The organism is Taibaiella chishuiensis (genome assembly GCF_003014535.1).
Classification (GTDB): Bacteria; Bacteroidota; Bacteroidia; order Chitinophagales; family Chitinophagaceae; genus Taibaiella; species Taibaiella chishuiensis.
In genome coordinates, this window is sequence record NZ_PYGD01000008.1 from 76,894 (window position 1) to 92,597 (window position 15,704).

Below are 15,704 nucleotides of genomic sequence, written 5' to 3' on the forward strand. Positions count from 1 at the left end.
CTGTAAAACCGGCCCGGCTTATGCCGGCGCAGCACTAATCGCCTACCCTGCGCAGTTTTATATCTGATACTTTGGAGATCAGCAGCGGGAATTTCTCGATCGTAACATCGCTCTGGTCGAGACCAAAGCTCCGCTCTTCCGAAAGACTTACCTTCTTGAGGAAGAAATAACCACGCATGATCAGTTTATCTATAAACGGCAATTCATTATCGCGGGAAAGGAATTTCTCCATCACGATAAAACGGAAATCGCCTCTTACATTATTTTTACTTAACGATTCGTAACGGCTGGTTACGTTCACTTCCTTGTTGGCCACCATTTCCTCGACCACCTTCTTGAACATCAGCTGCACCCGGTGCTCCACCCTGAAACCTAGCCTGAACTCTACCCGGATGATCTCGTTGGGGATCACTGTATGCACGACATAGTCCATGGTATAGGGCTCGTCAAGTACATCCACATGCACAAACCAGTAGATATCGGCCCTTTTCGGGTTTTTGTAAAGGATGGAATAAATAATCTTATGCTCGATCTCTTTCGAAAAATTAGCGCTGGTCATGTACACCAGGTGGGTAGCATATTTGGGAATACTGCGGTCGTTGCTCAATTCCTGGATAATAGGCACGTAGTCTTCGAGGCGAACAAACTCCACGTAACGGTTTTTAATACGCCTGGCCTTGTACCACATAAACATAACGGCAAACAGGCCACCGGCAATAAATACGGTAACGAAACCATTATGCGGCGGCGGGAATTTCTCGAGATTGGCAATGAGGAACGATACCTCGATGGTGAGGTAAATAAGCAGGTACAGGCCCACCCATATCTTGGCCACCCTGCGGGTAAACAGGTAAAAGCTCAGCAGCAGCGAGGTCATGATCATGGTTACCGTGATCGACAGACCATAAGCGCCTTCCATAGCGGCAGACGAACCGAAGAAGATAACGACCGCCGAACAACCCAGCCAGAGCAGCAGGTTGATACCCGGTATAAAAAGCTGGCCGCGTTCGCTGGAGGGGAAATTGATCTTCATCTTAGGCCAGAGGTTCAGCTTAATGGCTTCGTTGACCAGCGAGAAGGAACCGGAAATAAGCGCCTGCGAAGCGATGATCGCGGCAAGCGTAGCCACTACGATCGCCCCCACGCGGAAGGGACCTTCGGGCGCCAGCGAGAAGAATACATTTACATCGCCGGGCAGCATACGGCCTTCGTAGTGGCGCAGCAGCCAGGAACCCTGACCGATATAGTTAAGGATAAGACAGGTTTTTACAAAGATCCAGGAAGCCCGGATATTGGCCCGGCCGCAGTGCCCCAGGTCGGAGTAAAGCGCCTCGGCGCCCGTGGTACAGAGAAAAACCGCGCCCAGCAACCAGAAACCATGCGGGTACTGGGTAAGCAGCTTAATGGCGTAATAAGGATTAAAGGCCTTGAAAATATGCATATTGTCGGCCATATGCGATATCCCGAAGGTAGCCATGGTCAGGAACCAGATTACCATAATAGGCCCGAAGAGCTTACCGATGGATTTGGTACCGAACTGCTGCATAAAAAATATGCCGGCAATAATGACGACCACGATCGCCAGGGTGGTCTCCTGTTTAAGGTCCAGGCCTTCGATGGCGGAGGTAACGGTAATGGGCGGCGTAATCAGGCCATCGGCCAGTAGCGCAGCGCCCCCGATCATGGCAAAGAACACGATCCATTTGGCATGCCTGCGCACCAGCGCAAACAGCGAGAAGATCCCCCCTTCGCCTTTGTTATCAGCCCGGAGGGTGAGCATCACGTATTTTATCGTTGTTTGAAGCGTCAGGGTCCAGATGATACAGGAGACTCCACCCACCACCAGCAATTCGGACACCACCTTTCCCCTGACTATCGCACTCATGGTATACAATGGAGAAGTACCGATGTCGCCAAATACAATACCGAGTGCAATAATAATTCCGGCTAAAGTTGCCTTTTTAAGATTCGCTCCCACAATACAGTGAAATTTATTTAGGGCGCAAAGGTAGTTGTTTAACTGAAATTTAAATTATTCTTTAACTTTATTTCGGCTATTCCTTATACCGGCTGAAAGATATCTTTCTGTAAAGCCAGCGCCGTTTTGAGATGGTCGAGCAATTCGAGCTCATCCTCGGCCTCCAGTCCCGAAATATCGAGCAGCGAAACGCCTTCCTGCTTCCACCAGTCGTCCTGGCGCAGCTCGTCCAGGCTTAATCTACCGGTCCAGTAGCGGCAGCTGCCATCAGCCGCATATTCATGTAGCCTACCCGAAACAGTAGCGGGCAGGAACTGTCCTGCGGCTACCGACAGGTGTACGGCTATTTCTTTGCCATAGTCCAGCGACAGGCATTCCGAGCCCGTATCGATATACTGGTACCGGTAGCCCCTGCGGCTGGCCACGATATCATTCCATAAACCGGTAGCAGTAGGCAAGCCACCGGAACCCTTACCATGCAGGAAATGCTGTCCTTTAAACAGATCTTCTATCACCAGGCCATTGTTTTCCTGGCTTACCTGGAAAAGCGGATCCTGCTTCAGCACCAGGCGCGGCAGGAGGTAAGCGTTAATACTGCCGGGACCGGTGCGTTCCGTAACGGCTACCAGCTTGATGCAGCCCTGCAATTGTTCTGCCAGGCGCAGGTCCTGGGGCAGCAGGTTCTGGATACCGGTATGTACGATCTGGTCTATCGCCACCGGCGCACTCCAGAGATGGCGCACCAGGATGCACAGTTTGTGTAACCCGTCCTTGCCTTCTACATCGAGCGAGGCATCGCTCTCCGCAAACCCAGCCTCCTGCGCCAGTTGCAGCGCATGGTCGAATTTAAAGCGGAACAGCTGCATGGCGGTGAGGATATAATTGGTGGAGCCATTGATAATGCCTTCCAGCTTGTTGATGGTAGCCGAATGGTAATAATCCTGCAACAAACGGACCACCGGCACGCCGGCGCAACAGGCCGCTTCGTACAACACGGGGGTTTTATGTTCGATCTGTAAGCGGATGATCTCGGGCAGGTAACGGGCCACCATTTTCTTGTTGGCGGTGATTACCGGCTTTTTATGCTGCAGGGCCAGCTGCAGGATGCCGAATGCGGCTACTTCATCGTCGATTGCCTCTACGATCACGTTCACGTCTTCGTCCAGGATCACTTCTTCTTTGGATGCGGCCAGCAGGGGCGCCTGCAGCGTTGGGTGCTTGGCCGGGTAACGCACGGCTATCTTTTTTATCACCGCGCCGCCCGTGGCGCTTATCAGGTGGCGGAAGCCTTTGCCTACCACGCCATTACCAAAAAGTCCGATACAGATCTGATTCATTTTTACTTGTTGTTGTTTTAATAGGTTAACCGCTATAGACTGGACAATCCAGCGGGGTTGGTTACTCGCATTCGGCGTTATACGCTCAGGATTCGGGTTGGGGCGTATAACGTAAATATGGCTTTATAATATTCAGTCCTTTGGGAAAACGCTTCAGGGCTTCCTCCGTGGTTACGGAAGGCACTACGATCACGTCTTCGCCGTTCTTCCAGTCGGCCGGGGTAGCGACGCTGTGCAGGGCGGTAAGCTGCAGCGAATCGATTACCCGGAGCACTTCGGTAAAATTGCGGCCGGTAGAGGCCGGGTAGGTCAGCGACAGCTTCAGCTTTTTGTCCGGTCCGATAATGAACAGCGACCGTACCGTGGCCGTAGCCGATGCATTGGGATGTATCATATCATACAGGCCCGATACTTTGCGGTCCTCGTCTGCAATGATGGGGAACTCGACCTTGGTATGTTGCGTTTCGTTGATATCGTTGATCCAGCCTTCGTGTTTATCCAGGGGGTCCACGCTCAGGGCAATGGCTTTTACATTGCGACGGGCAAATTCGTCCTTAAGCTGTGCGGTACGGCCCAGCTCGGTGGTGCATACCGGTGTATAATCGGCGGGGTGAGAGAAAAGCACGCCCCAGCTATCGCCCAGGAATTCGTGGAAGCTGATATCGCCTACCGTTGTTTTGGCTTTAAAATCGGGCACTTCGTCCCCAAGTCGTAATGACATAATCTTTGTTTTTTTAAGATGAAACTATACCCCTTGCGGGAGGGATTTATATGTTGTATTATGTTTTTTATGCTTCTGCCGTTTCCAACGCGGCTACGCTTTTTACGGGTCTCAGTTTTTCCAGTTCCGCCGGCTCGATAATGGCTTCCGGCGCCAGGATCAGCGATACGCCCGGTTGTTTCCACCAGTCGCTGTTACGCAGCCTGCTATAATGGATAACGGCGCCGAGGTAGCTCCTGTCCTGGCCACTATGCCACTCTTCGATCCATTCCAGCTCCTGCTTGGGCAATTGCGCCCAATCCGTAGCGCTGATGTACACCCGCAGGTAGAAGTCGCTGGAAAGCTGCGCCGGCTGGTGATGGTATAGTTTTTTATACTCGTATTTATAATCGTACCGTAAAGCGGATATGTCGCTCAGTACCGCCGATGCCGTAGGGAAGCTACCAGCGCCCTTACCATAAAAGAACTGCTTATCGGCAAAGCCACTTTCAATCACAACACCGTTATACTCGTTTTTAACGAACGTCAGTGGGTCCTGCTGGGCAATGAACTGTGGCAGTACCACGGCGGCTACCTTACCATCCGAAAGCTTTTTGGCCTGGGCTACCAGTTTGATCTCGTAACCCTTTTCCCGTGCTACTTTGGCATCGCCCAGTTGTATGTTCTGGATACCGCTGAAGAGAATCTCGTTGGTACCGGTTACAATACCATAGGCATGGGTCAGCAGGAAGGTCCATTTATTAACGGCATCGTAACCTTCCACGTCGAGCTTCGGATTGCTTTCGGCGAAACCCAGGTCCTGCGCCAGTTTCAGGGCTGTTGCAAACTCCAGCTTATCTTCGAATATCTTGGTCAGGATAAAATTGGTAGAGCCGTTTACGATGGCTTTAATAGAATGCAGCAGGTCGTTATCGTAATACTCCTCCAGGTTACGGATTACGGGAATAGAGGCACATGCAGCGCTTTCATAGAGGAACGGCAGGCCGGTTTCCTGTTGCAGCTGCAGCAGTTCGGGCAGGTGCTCGGCAATCATTTTCTTGCTGGCGCTTACTACCGATTTACCATTCAGCAAAGCGGTCTTTACAATATCGAAAGCAGCATCGGCATCGTCGATCACTTCCACGATCACGTTAATGCTTTCGTCCTGCAGCAGTTCATCCTTATCGGTGGTAAACAGCTCCTGTGGCGCATTACGTTGCTTATCGGGATGTTTGATGCAGACCTTGCGGATCTCGCCGTTAAGCGATGGTGTTTGTTGCAGTACTTTGTACAGCCCCTCTCCTACTACACCGAAGCCGAATAATCCTATAGTTAATTGCTTGTTGCCAGACATATATATGGTTTGAAAAAAATCAGTTGAGATGAATAATTGTGTTTAAAGAATAATTGAATTGTACTTTATTGCCGATACGTTCGTCGACAGGATTCAGTTCCCTTGCGAGTTTCAGCACTTCGTTCAGGATCGCGTCGGAGGCATTGGCGGTTATCTCCAGCGCCACGTCTACTTTATTGAACAGCTGTTGCCGGTTGTTGTACTTCGTGGTATTGATATAACCTACAATACGGATCACGAGGTTGCCGATGGCCACGCCCAGTTCCGCTGCAGACAAGTGAATTGCTTCGCTCAGGTTTTCTGCATAGCGGTCGATGGAATAGAAATATTCGATCGAATAAGGTGTAGCCCGGTTCAGTTCTGCGTATACAGGATTTTCAAACTGCAGTTCGAATTTCCTTACTTTGGGTTCCAGTTTTGCGGCATTGATGCTCTCGCCTGCAAAGGAAAAATTTAGGGTAGCCATGAGCTGAAAATTAAGCGGGTAAAATAAAAGGAGAAACAAGCAGAAGCTATTGCCGGCGGGCGAAACAGCTGCTTATCATTATCGGGTTATCGGGAAAACTATCAGAAGAGTATTACCACATATAACAACAGCAACTACACATCATTCGCTGGCGCGCAATGACCGTTTGTGTAGTATAAATATGAATTGCTGTTGCTGTCATAAATTGTTGCAGTGTTGCAAACGTGATAAACAAAGCTAATTGTTTTCGTTTTTATTTCCCAAATTAAAATGATAGCCTGTATCAATTTCTTCTATCGGCCGCTGTGTACAGTTTTCAGCAGGCTGCCAGGCTTTCTTCCACTACCGCTGCTACCGTATGGTTCAGTCCCTGCAAGGCCTGTTCCAGGTCTGCGATCAGGTCTTCTGTTTCTTCCAGTCCCACCGACAAACGGATAAAGCCGTCTGTAACGCCCGTTTCCAGGCACTTTTCGCGGGGTACCGATTTATGGGTCATCTCGCAAGGCAGGCAACACAGGCTCTTTACACCGCCCAGGCTCTCGGCCAGGTGAAACAAGCGGGTCTGTTTCAGGAAAAGCCCCGCAGCCTCCTGGGTATCTTCTTTCAGCCGGAAGCTGATAATACCGCCAAAGCCTTTTTGCTGCCTGCAGGCCGTTTCATAATTCGGATGGCTTTCGAGACCGGGATAGTATACGCTTTCGATGGCGTCGTGCTGCTCGAGGTATTGTGCAATGGCCAATGCAGAGGCACATTGTTGCTTGATGCGCAGCGTAAGGGTTTCGAGGCCGCGTATAATCAGCCAGGAATCGAAGGGGCCGAGTATATTACCACCGGCGTTCTGCAGGAATTTGAGTTGTGCGCCCAGCTCTTCGTCGCGCGTTACCAGCGCGCCGGCGATCAGGTCGCTATGGCCGCCCAGGTATTTGGTAGCGCTGTGCATTACAATATCGGCGCCCAGTTCCAGCGGCTTCTGTACCACCGGCGAGGCAAAGGTATTGTCAACACAAAGCAGCGCCCCGTTGCTATGCGCCAGTTGGGCGATGGCTTTTATATCGGAAACTTTAAGGGTAGGATTGGTAGGCGATTCAAGCCATACGAGGCGGGTACCGGCCGTAAAGGCCCGGGCTACCTGCTCCAGGTCGGTGGTATCGACATAGTTCACCTTAATGCCGAATTTTTCGTAGACTTTGGTAAAGAGGCGGTAAGCGCCACCGTAGATATCGTCGACTGCCAGGATCTCGTCGCCCGATTTCAGCAGTTTCAATACGGTATCGATGGCAGCAAGGCCGCTGGCAAAGGCTAGCCCGGTGGTACCGCTTTCGAGTTGCGCCAGTATGGTTTCGAGGGTAGCCCTTGTAGGGTTGCCGCTACGCGAGTAATCGTAACCTTTGTTGATGCCGGGCGCCTCCTGTACAAAGGTTGCGGTTTGGTAGATGGGAACGCTGATGGCTCCGGTTAAGGGGTCGACAGGAATACTGCCCAGGATCTGAGTGCTTGTGCTCATTTCTTTCGTTGAATTAAACAGGGTGAACAAAAATTGATTAAACATTTTTGCTGACCTATCCGGAAAGAAATCTATCAGAAGAGCATAAAAAAAAGCTCACCTGATAAATCAGATGAGCTTATATAATGAGGTATTGTTACCGGTATTGTATAAAGCTTTGACCTGACTTATCTGTCCCTGCCTGGGCAGGTTGGAATTAGCACCTTATATCGTGTATAGGTTGCTAAGGTATCATCGGGCCATTTCCCTCCACCTTTCTGGATAAGTAGCAATATTGAAATAAGAACTTCGGGTGCAAAGATAATGGGAGTTTTTTTGAATTACCAAATTTATTTTCCGAAAATTATTACACCTATGGTGTAAAGCAGGCTATTTGCGCTATTTTTGCACGCAAATTTATAGCAATAAAGGCTGCAGCTACCGGCGCTTTATGTACCACCCCGCCGGTCGGGGCTTAGCGTTGCACCTGATATTTAAACATTATTCCGTTGAAGTATAAACATCTCCTGCTCATCGTTTTCCTGATCCTCTTAGCCGATCAGATCATCAAGGTTTATGTAAAGACCCATTTCTATATGGGCGAGTCGGTACACGTTGCCGGCAACTGGTTCCAGCTTTGCTTTATCGAAAACGAGGGCATGGCCTTCGGCATGAAGATCATGGATACCCCGCTCGGCAAAGTGATCCTGACCACCTTCCGCCTGGTGGCGGTAGCCTTTGGCTTCTACTGGGTCAAAAACCTGGTAAAGAAAGGATATGGCAATGGCCTGCTGATCTGTGCAGCCCTGATCCTGGCAGGTGCGGCCGGCAACCTGATCGACAGCCTCTTCTACGGTCTTATCTTTACCGAAAGCGGGCTGGACATTGCGCATATGGTAGCGCCGGGCAAGGGCTATGGCTCCTTCCTGCACGGCAAGGTGGTAGACATGTTCTACTTCCCGCTGGTCGATACCACCTGGCCCAATTGGGTACCGGTATGGGGCGGCAAGCCTTTGCGCTTTTTCGAACCCATCTTTAACCTGGCCGATGCGGCCATCTCCACCGGCGTGCTGACGCTGCTCTTTTTCCAGAAAAGACTGCTGACGCCGCAAACAACACCAAAAAACGAGCGTACCGAAAGTGCCGGCACACCCACCGGCTCTGCTATGAGCGATGCCGCCAAGGGGGAGTAAACCACCCGGGGAAAGGCTCCCTTTCTGTACTTCCATAACCGTTAAACAATTTTAACCCATTTTAATTCTGTGGCCAATTTCGAACCTACTTTAGAATACGCTCAGGGGCAGGATGACATCGATATCCTGTTCTCTTTCCGCGAACGCTTTCATATTCCGCAGCACGAAGGACAGGACTGCATTTACCTTTGCGGCAACTCGCTGGGCCTGCAGCCAAAAAGTACCGCCTATCTTTTTGAAAAAGAACTGGCCGACTGGGCAAAATGGGGCGTCGAAGGCCATTTCAACGCAGAAAGGCCCTGGTTCAGCTACCACCAGCAGTTCTCCCCTTCCCTGGCCCGCATTGTAGGCGCCCAAAAGGAAGAAGTAGTAGCGATGAATACCCTTACGGTAAACCTGCACCTGCTGCTGTTGTCGTTCTACAAGCCTTCCGGCAGCCGTTACAAGATCATTATGGAGGCGGGCGCATTTCCCTCCGACCAATATGCTATCGAGACCCAGGTAAGGATGTACGGCCACAATCCCGACGATGCCATTATCGAGCTTAGCCCGCGCGAAGGCGAACATTGTCTGCGCGACGAAGATATACTCCAGGCCATCGAAGAAGCCGGCGAAAGCGTAGCCTGTGTGATGATGGGCGCAGTAAACTATTATACCGGCCAGTACTACGATCTGAAAAGCATTACCGAAGCCGCACACCGCATTGGCGCTATCGCCGGCTTCGACCTGGCCCATGCCATGGGCAATATCCCCTTGCAACTGCACGACTGGAAGGTCGACTTTGCCTGCTGGTGTTCCTACAAATACCTGAACTCCGGTCCTGGTGGTGTTGGCGGTATTTTCGTACACGAAAAACACGGCAACAATCCCGAGGTTTTCCGCCTGGCCGGCTGGTGGGGCAATGACGAAAGCACCCGCTTTAAAATGAAAAAAGGCTTTATCCCGGCCAAAGGCGCCGCCAGCTGGCAAATGAGCAATGCGCCGGTATTCAATATGGTGGGGCACCGGGCTTCGCTCGATATATTCGACAAGACGAATATGCGCGACCTGCGGGCCAAAAGCAAACGCATGACCGCCTACCTGGAGTTCCTGCTGCAGCAGCTTAACCACCTTTCGTTTACCATCATTACCCCTTCAGAGCCCGAACGGCGCGGTGCACAGCTCTCCCTGCTGTTCCACGACAAAGGCCGCGAAGCCTTCGATGCCCTTACGAACCAGGGCGTGATCGCCGACTGGCGCGAGCCTAACGTGATCCGCGTAGCGCCCGTGCCGCTGTACAACTCCTTCGAGGATGTGTACCGTTTCTATGAAGTACTGAAAACACTGGCGGTATAATGCAGGATCCGGGAGCAGCAGAACAGGAAGACCTGGGGTCGATATTCGCAGGACTGAGAAAGCCTGAAAACAGGAGACTGGTGCAGACCTTAAAGGTATTGCTGCTGGTGATCCTTTACGCTTTTGAGGCACTGGTAACCGTTACGGCCTTTTTCTTTTTCGATTATACCCGCAAGCTGCCCAAGATCGCAGCGTTGTACCCCGGGCAAACGATCAACCCGGTAACCCAGCCTTATTTTATACTGTTCGTACTGGGCCTGCTGACGTTGCTGGCGGGTACCTTTTTCCTGTTGCGTAAAAAGTCGGCCTTCGCGGTGTATATCCTGTTGCTGGGCGACCTTATTTGTTTTATTTTATCCGTAAGGATAGCCACCTGATATCATTTTACCCGTTTATGCAAGGATATGGGGAGAAAATTTGCACATCCGCCAATTGCTTCTTACCTTTGCACCGAAATTTAAGAAATTAAAAATATTTATATTATATGTCCGGACAGCTTAAAGAAGTTCGTTTACGCATACAATCCGTAACCTCTACGCAGCAGATCACGAAAGCCATGAAGATGGTGAGTGCGGCCAAACTGCGTCGTGCACAGGATGCCATCCTCCAGATGCGCCCGTATACCCAGAAAATGCAGGATATGCTGAGCAATATCGTAAGCAGCCTTGGTGGCGAAATGGATCTTCCCCTGGCAGCTGACCGGTCTGCAGAAAAAGTGCTGTTGATTCCCATTACCAGCGATCGTGGTACCTGTGGCGCTTACAACTCCAATATCATCAAGGCCACGCGCCAGGTAATCAGCGACAGGTATAGCGCACAGGCGGCAAAAGGCAATGTTACCATCCTGCCTATCGGTAAAAAAGGTTACGAATATTTCCAGCGTCACGGCTATAAGCTGGTCGAAAACTTCTGGGACCTGTTCTCCGACCTGGGCTTCGAGAATGTAAAACGCGCTGCTATCTTTGCCCAGGAAGCCTTCCTGCGTAAGGAATACGACCGTGTAGAGCTGGTATACAGCCAGTTTAAGAACGCCGCTACCCAGGTATTCGTAGCGGAACCTTACCTGCCTATCCCTAAAGTGGAAAGCAAAGAGAGCAAAAAACAGACCGATTTCCTGTTCGAGCCTTCTAAAGAAGTATTGATCCAGGAGCTGATGCCCAAGATCCTCAATACACAGGTTTACAAAGCGATCCTGGACGCCCATGCGTCCGAGCATGGCGCCCGTATGACCGCGATGGATAAAGCGACAGAGAACGCCGCTGAGATCCTGCGTAACCTCAAAATTTCTTACAACCGTGCCCGCCAGGCTGCGATCACCACCGAGCTTACAGAGATCGTGAGCGGTGCTGCAGCATTACAAGGCTAAGCGTGTTTATAAAGTTGCGAAAAGCGTGTCCGGAAGGGCACGCTTTTCTTATGGCAGGTATGCAATTGTTAATAAAGCCAGCTAGTTGAGGAGATACTTCGCTGCGCTCCAGATGACAGCGAACACGTCAATACACAATCACTCGAATAAAGCCAGCTAATTGATGAGATCCTTCGCTGCGCTCAGAATGACAAGCGTCCTCTAACACAATTACTATATAATAAAGCCGGCTAACCGGTGAGATCCTTCGCTTCGCTCAGGATGACAATCGTCCTCTTGATACTTGGCTCCTGATACTTGATACCTGATACCTATTTGCGAGGGATTATAACTAAATTTGCGGATATTCGTACATTAAAAGAAAAAAGTTTTTTTGATATTCCAAAAAATCAAGCTACCTTTGCATTCCTTTTGGAATTTATGGCAAAACAATCCCTGATTAAACAAGATGGAAATATAGTTGAAGCACTCTCTAACGCTATGTTTCGTGTTCGCCTCGAAAATGGGCATGAGATATTGGCAACAATCTCCGGTAAGATGCGTATGCACTACATCCGTATCCTGCCCGGCGATAAAGTAGGTGTGGAAATGAGTCCCTATGATTTGTCCCGGGGCCGTATCATTTACAGGTACAAATAAGAGAGCGGCAAAACGTTTTTAACAATTATTTCATAATCATAATAACTATTCAAGATGAAAGTTCGTGCAGCCATCAAAAAGCGCAGCGCCGATTGCAAAATCGTACGTCGCAAAGGCAAATTATTCGTAATCAATAAAAAGAATCCTCGTTTCAAACAACGCCAGGGCTAATTTTTAAAGATACTTTTTGGATTATCAGTTTGAATGATTTCAATTACCATAATCCGAATTCGTTCAAAACAATCCGAAACTTAAAATTTAAATCCCAAAATAAGAATAAATGGCTCGTATAGCTGGTATTGATCTTCCGAAAAACAAGCGTGGTGAAATAGGTCTCACGTACATCTTTGGTATTGGTCGTAGCACCGCCCGTTACATCTTGGACAAGTCTAACATCGACCTGAATAAGAAAGTTAGCGAGTGGAATGATGATGAACAAGCCGCAATCCGTAATATTATCAACGGCGAATTTAAAGTTGAAGGTCAGCTGCGCTCTGAAGTGCAGATGAACATCAAACGCCTGATGGATATTGCCTGCTACCGCGGTCTTCGTCATCGTAAAGGTCTGCCCCTGCGTGGACAACGTACCCGTACCAACAGTCGTACCCGTAAAGGTAAACGCAAAACTGTTGCCGGTAAGAAAAAAGCACCAAAGAAGTAAGCTTGACAATCATTGCATATTCACCAGAGCCTCGTTCTTTACTTCTTGGTGGGTTAGGGAGTATGCAGCTTAGACCGGTCAAAAAGACTGCCTGAGTAATTTTTTTAACAGACTACCTTTTTTTAAAAAATGGCAAAAGCAAAAGCAGGTTCAGCGAAAGCGGCCGCGAAGAAACGCGTAGCGAAAGTGGATGTACACGGTGATGTGCACATCAGCGCTACTTTCAACAACATCATTATCAGCTTTACCAACAAGCAGGGTCAGGTTATTTCCTGGTCATCTGCCGGTAAAATGGGCTTCCGTGGCTCTAAAAAGAACACACCGTACGCTGCACAGCAGGCAGCTGCAGACGCTGCTAAAGTAGCAACTGACGCCGGTATGAAAAAAGCGGACATTTACGTAAAAGGACCTGGTTCCGGTCGTGAAGGCGCTATTCGTTCTGTAGCCAACAGCGGTATCGAAGTAACTTCTATCAAAGATATTACCCCAATGCCACACAATGGTTGCCGTCCTCCGAAGAAAAGAAGGGTATAACTTATTATATTTGCAGTTTTGCAGTTCAGAAACCCGTTTTCTGAACTGCAAAACGTTTTCATTTATTATTCATTAACCATTCCATATCAGATTTTACGATTTTTAGACGAGCTGGAACTGGTATTAATTCAAAAATCGATAACACAAAAACATGGCACGTTATACAGGTCCAAAAAACAAAATCTGCCGCATCTTTGGTGAACCTATCCTGGGTTCCGGCAAAAACCTTTCTAAGAACAGCAACCCTCCGGGTATGCACGGCGCTAACCGCAAACGTAAACAACCGAGCGAATACGCTGTACAGCTGAAAGAAAAACAAAAAGCAAAATACACCTACCTCGTTCTGGAGCGTCAGTTCAGCAACACCTACCAGGAAGCTGCACGTCGTAAAGGTGCATCCGGCGAGAACCTGATCAAACTGCTCGAAGCACGTTTGGACAATACCGTTTACCGCCTTGGCCTGGCGCCTACCCGCCCTGCGGCACGTCAGCTAGTTTCTCACAAACACATCCTGATCAATGGTGAGTCTGTAAACATTCCTTCTTACTCCCTGAAACCAGGCGACGTGATCGAACTGAAACCAAAATCTAAAGTGAACACCGCTGTGCTCAGCCAGGTGCGTAGCAAAAACCCGAACATCAACTGGCTGGATTTTAACGAAAAAGAGTTAAAAGGCGTTTTCGTTGCTTACCCAGAACGTGAAAATGTTCCTGAGAATATTAAAGAACAACTGATCGTAGAGTTGTACTCTAAATAAGCTCTTGCCCCCTGAACGGGGGGCTTACTCATTTTAAAATTTATCTAAAAACAATCCATTCAGTAATGGCTATATTAAATTTTCAAAAACCGGATAAAATTGTGTTGCAAAAAGCAACTGACTTTGAAGCGCAATTTGAATTTCGCCCGTTGGAACCCGGCTACGCTGTAACGATTGGTAATGCTCTGCGCAGGGTATTGCTTTCCTCCCTGGAAGGTTATGCTATCACCGGTATCAAAATTTCCGGTGCAGACCACGAATTTGCTACAATCAAAGGCGTAATTGAAGACGTTACAGAAATTATTCTGAACCTGAAACAAGTACGTCTGAAGAAGAACGGCGACGGCGACATCAACAGCGATAAGCTGGAACTGGTGATCAAAGGTAAAGAGCAGTTCACCGCCGGCATGATCGGCGAAGCTACTCCTAACTTTGAGGTGATGAATCCTGAACTGGTTATTTGTAATTTAGATTCCTCTGCTACACTGGAAATAGAGATCCACATCGGAAAAGGACGCGGTTATGTTCCTTCAGAAGAGAACCGCCCTAAAGATGCACCGGTTAACTTTATCGCGATCGATTCTATCTTCACGCCGATCAAAAACGTGAAATACACGATTGAGAATACCCGTGTGGAGCAACGTACCGACTACGAAAAACTGATCATGGAAGTGGTTACCGACGGTACCATCCATCCTGAAGAAGCTGTAAAAGAAGCATCCCGTATCCTGATCCAGCACCTGATGATCATCACAGACGAAAACATTTCCCTGGATGTGAAACGTGAAGAGAAGGAAGAAACCGTGGATGAAGGTATGCTGCAACTGCGTAAAGTACTGAACACACCGCTGGAAGACCTCGAGCTCTCCGTACGTGCGTTCAACTGTCTGAAAGCAGCTAAAATCAACTCCCTGAGCGAACTGGTACAGTACACCCAGGACGAGCTGATGAAGTTCCGTAACTTCGGCCAGAAATCCCTGACCGAGATCGACCAGGTACTGGGCGAACGCGGTTTACATTTTGGCATGGATATCAGCCGTGTTAAAATGAGCGAAGACTAATCTAAACAATCCCCCTACCTGCTTCAGCTGAGGCAGGTAGGTTTTTTATTACTCACAAAGGCCACGATGGCCGCGCTTTGTAGCCCTTGACACGGTACAAAGTTTTAAAATTCAAACGTCATGCGTCACGGAGACAAAATCAACAACTTAGGCCGTACTACGGCACACAGGAAAGCGTTACTTTCCAACCTGGCTTGCCAACTGATCCAGTACAAACGTATCAACACCACTCTGGCTAAAGCTAAAGTGCTGCGTACTTACGTAGAGCCCCTGATCACCAAGTCTAAAAAAGATACTGTTAACAACCGTCGTTTAGTATTCAGCAAACTGCAGGATAAAGAAGCGATCAAGGAACTGTTCGGTGCGATCAGCGATAAAGTAGCTGACCGTCCAGGTGGTTATACCCGTATCATCAAACTGCAGGCCCGTATGGGTGATGCTGCTGATATGGCCATGATCGAACTGGTTGATTTCAACACCATCTACACTAAAGATGCTAAAGCAACTACCGCTAAGAAAACACGTCGTAGCCGTGGTGGTGCCAAAGCAACTCCAGCAGCAGAAACTGCCGCTCCTGAAGTTAAAGCAGAAGAAACAACTCCTGAAGCTCCGGCTAAAGAAACTCCTGCTACCGACGAAGGTACAGCAGCTGAATAAGCTTTATCGTATTTACTGGAAATGCCGGCAATCAATGATTGCCGGCATTTTTGCTATGGGGTATTGGGATGTGAGATGTTAGATATGAGATGTTAGATATGAGATGTTAGATATGAGATGTGAGATGTTAAGCGTACAAGGGTTGCCTGTCATCCTGAGCATAGCAGGGAAATTTTGAATTTT

The 15,704-nt window shown here is 49.0% G+C and carries 17 protein-coding genes and 1 riboswitch; of the genes, 11 read left to right on the plus strand and 6 right to left on the minus strand.

What is annotated here, in order from left to right; all coding sequences use genetic code 11:
* Positions 1 to 34 precede the first annotated feature (34 nt).
* From B0I18_RS18355 to B0I18_RS18380, 6 genes are all read right to left on the minus strand, one after another.
* Positions 35 to 1,978, minus strand: a complete 1,944-nt coding sequence (locus tag B0I18_RS18355; RefSeq protein ID WP_106524209.1) for a KUP/HAK/KT family potassium transporter — start codon at positions 1,976 to 1,978, stop codon at positions 35 to 37.
* 83 nt (positions 1,979 to 2,061) lie between these two features.
* Positions 2,062 to 3,315 (minus strand): homoserine dehydrogenase, encoded by a 1,254-nt coding sequence (locus B0I18_RS18360; RefSeq protein WP_106524210.1) that lies wholly within the window; start codon positions 3,313 to 3,315, stop codon positions 2,062 to 2,064.
* 85 nt (positions 3,316 to 3,400) lie between these two features.
* On the minus strand, positions 3,401 to 4,036 hold the full coding sequence (locus B0I18_RS18365) for a peroxiredoxin (RefSeq protein WP_106524211.1): 636 nt from the start codon (positions 4,034 to 4,036) through the stop codon (positions 3,401 to 3,403).
* 67 nt (positions 4,037 to 4,103) lie between these two features.
* Positions 4,104 to 5,369 carry a homoserine dehydrogenase gene (locus B0I18_RS18370; RefSeq protein WP_106524212.1) on the minus strand — a complete coding sequence of 422 codons (1,266 nt, stop codon included), beginning with the start codon at positions 5,367 to 5,369 and terminating at the stop codon, positions 4,104 to 4,106.
* Positions 5,370 to 5,388: 19 nt separating this feature from the next.
* Positions 5,389 to 5,835 (minus strand): hypothetical protein, encoded by a 447-nt coding sequence (locus B0I18_RS18375; RefSeq protein WP_106524213.1) that lies wholly within the window; start codon positions 5,833 to 5,835, stop codon positions 5,389 to 5,391.
* 316 nt (positions 5,836 to 6,151) lie between these two features.
* On the minus strand, positions 6,152 to 7,339 hold the full coding sequence (locus B0I18_RS18380) for a trans-sulfuration enzyme family protein (RefSeq protein WP_106524339.1): 1,188 nt from the start codon (positions 7,337 to 7,339) through the stop codon (positions 6,152 to 6,154).
* A 164-nt stretch (positions 7,340 to 7,503) separates the two neighbouring features.
* Positions 7,504 to 7,607, minus strand: a riboswitch (SAM riboswitch).
* A gap of 220 nt (positions 7,608 to 7,827) precedes the next feature.
* Between B0I18_RS18380 and B0I18_RS18385 the strand changes: the two genes are divergently transcribed.
* From B0I18_RS18385 to rplQ, 11 genes are all read left to right on the plus strand, one after another.
* Positions 7,828 to 8,511: a lipoprotein signal peptidase gene (locus tag B0I18_RS18385; RefSeq protein ID WP_245882116.1), complete on the plus strand. Its 684-nt coding sequence runs from the start codon at positions 7,828 to 7,830 to the stop codon at positions 8,509 to 8,511.
* A gap of 69 nt (positions 8,512 to 8,580) precedes the next feature.
* Positions 8,581 to 9,846: a kynureninase gene (gene kynU / locus B0I18_RS18390; protein ID WP_106524215.1), complete on the plus strand. Its 1,266-nt coding sequence runs from the start codon at positions 8,581 to 8,583 to the stop codon at positions 9,844 to 9,846.
* Positions 9,846 to 10,223 carry a hypothetical protein gene (locus B0I18_RS18395; RefSeq protein ID WP_106524216.1) on the plus strand — a complete coding sequence of 126 codons (378 nt, stop codon included), beginning with the start codon at positions 9,846 to 9,848 and terminating at the stop codon, positions 10,221 to 10,223. The genes kynU and B0I18_RS18395 overlap by 1 nt, the downstream gene beginning before the upstream one ends.
* 107 nt (positions 10,224 to 10,330) lie before the next feature.
* Positions 10,331 to 11,212 (plus strand): ATP synthase F1 subunit gamma, encoded by an 882-nt coding sequence (gene atpG, locus B0I18_RS18400; protein WP_106524217.1) that lies wholly within the window; start codon positions 10,331 to 10,333, stop codon positions 11,210 to 11,212.
* 297 nt (positions 11,213 to 11,509) lie between these two features.
* Complete coding sequence (gene infA, locus B0I18_RS25540; protein WP_425444931.1) at positions 11,510 to 11,851, plus strand: translation initiation factor IF-1; 342 nt, start codon at positions 11,510 to 11,512, stop codon at positions 11,849 to 11,851.
* Between the two features lie 54 nt (positions 11,852 to 11,905).
* Positions 11,906 to 12,022 carry a type B 50S ribosomal protein L36 gene (gene ykgO / locus B0I18_RS18410; RefSeq protein WP_106524218.1) on the plus strand — a complete coding sequence of 39 codons (117 nt, stop codon included), beginning with the start codon at positions 11,906 to 11,908 and terminating at the stop codon, positions 12,020 to 12,022.
* 109 nt (positions 12,023 to 12,131) lie between these two features.
* On the plus strand, positions 12,132 to 12,512 hold the full coding sequence (rpsM, locus tag B0I18_RS18415) for a 30S ribosomal protein S13 (protein ID WP_106524219.1): 381 nt from the start codon (positions 12,132 to 12,134) through the stop codon (positions 12,510 to 12,512).
* 129 nt (positions 12,513 to 12,641) lie between these two features.
* Positions 12,642 to 13,046 (plus strand): 30S ribosomal protein S11, encoded by a 405-nt coding sequence (gene rpsK, locus B0I18_RS18420; RefSeq protein WP_106524220.1) that lies wholly within the window; start codon positions 12,642 to 12,644, stop codon positions 13,044 to 13,046.
* A 151-nt stretch (positions 13,047 to 13,197) separates the two neighbouring features.
* Positions 13,198 to 13,803, plus strand: a complete 606-nt coding sequence (rpsD, locus tag B0I18_RS18425; protein WP_106524221.1) for a 30S ribosomal protein S4 — start codon at positions 13,198 to 13,200, stop codon at positions 13,801 to 13,803.
* A gap of 65 nt (positions 13,804 to 13,868) precedes the next feature.
* Positions 13,869 to 14,864, plus strand: a complete 996-nt coding sequence (locus tag B0I18_RS18430; protein ID WP_106524222.1) for a DNA-directed RNA polymerase subunit alpha — start codon at positions 13,869 to 13,871, stop codon at positions 14,862 to 14,864.
* A gap of 120 nt (positions 14,865 to 14,984) precedes the next feature.
* Positions 14,985 to 15,521 (plus strand): 50S ribosomal protein L17, encoded by a 537-nt coding sequence (gene rplQ, locus B0I18_RS25475; protein ID WP_106524223.1) that lies wholly within the window; start codon positions 14,985 to 14,987, stop codon positions 15,519 to 15,521.
* Positions 15,522 to 15,704 lie beyond the last annotated feature (183 nt).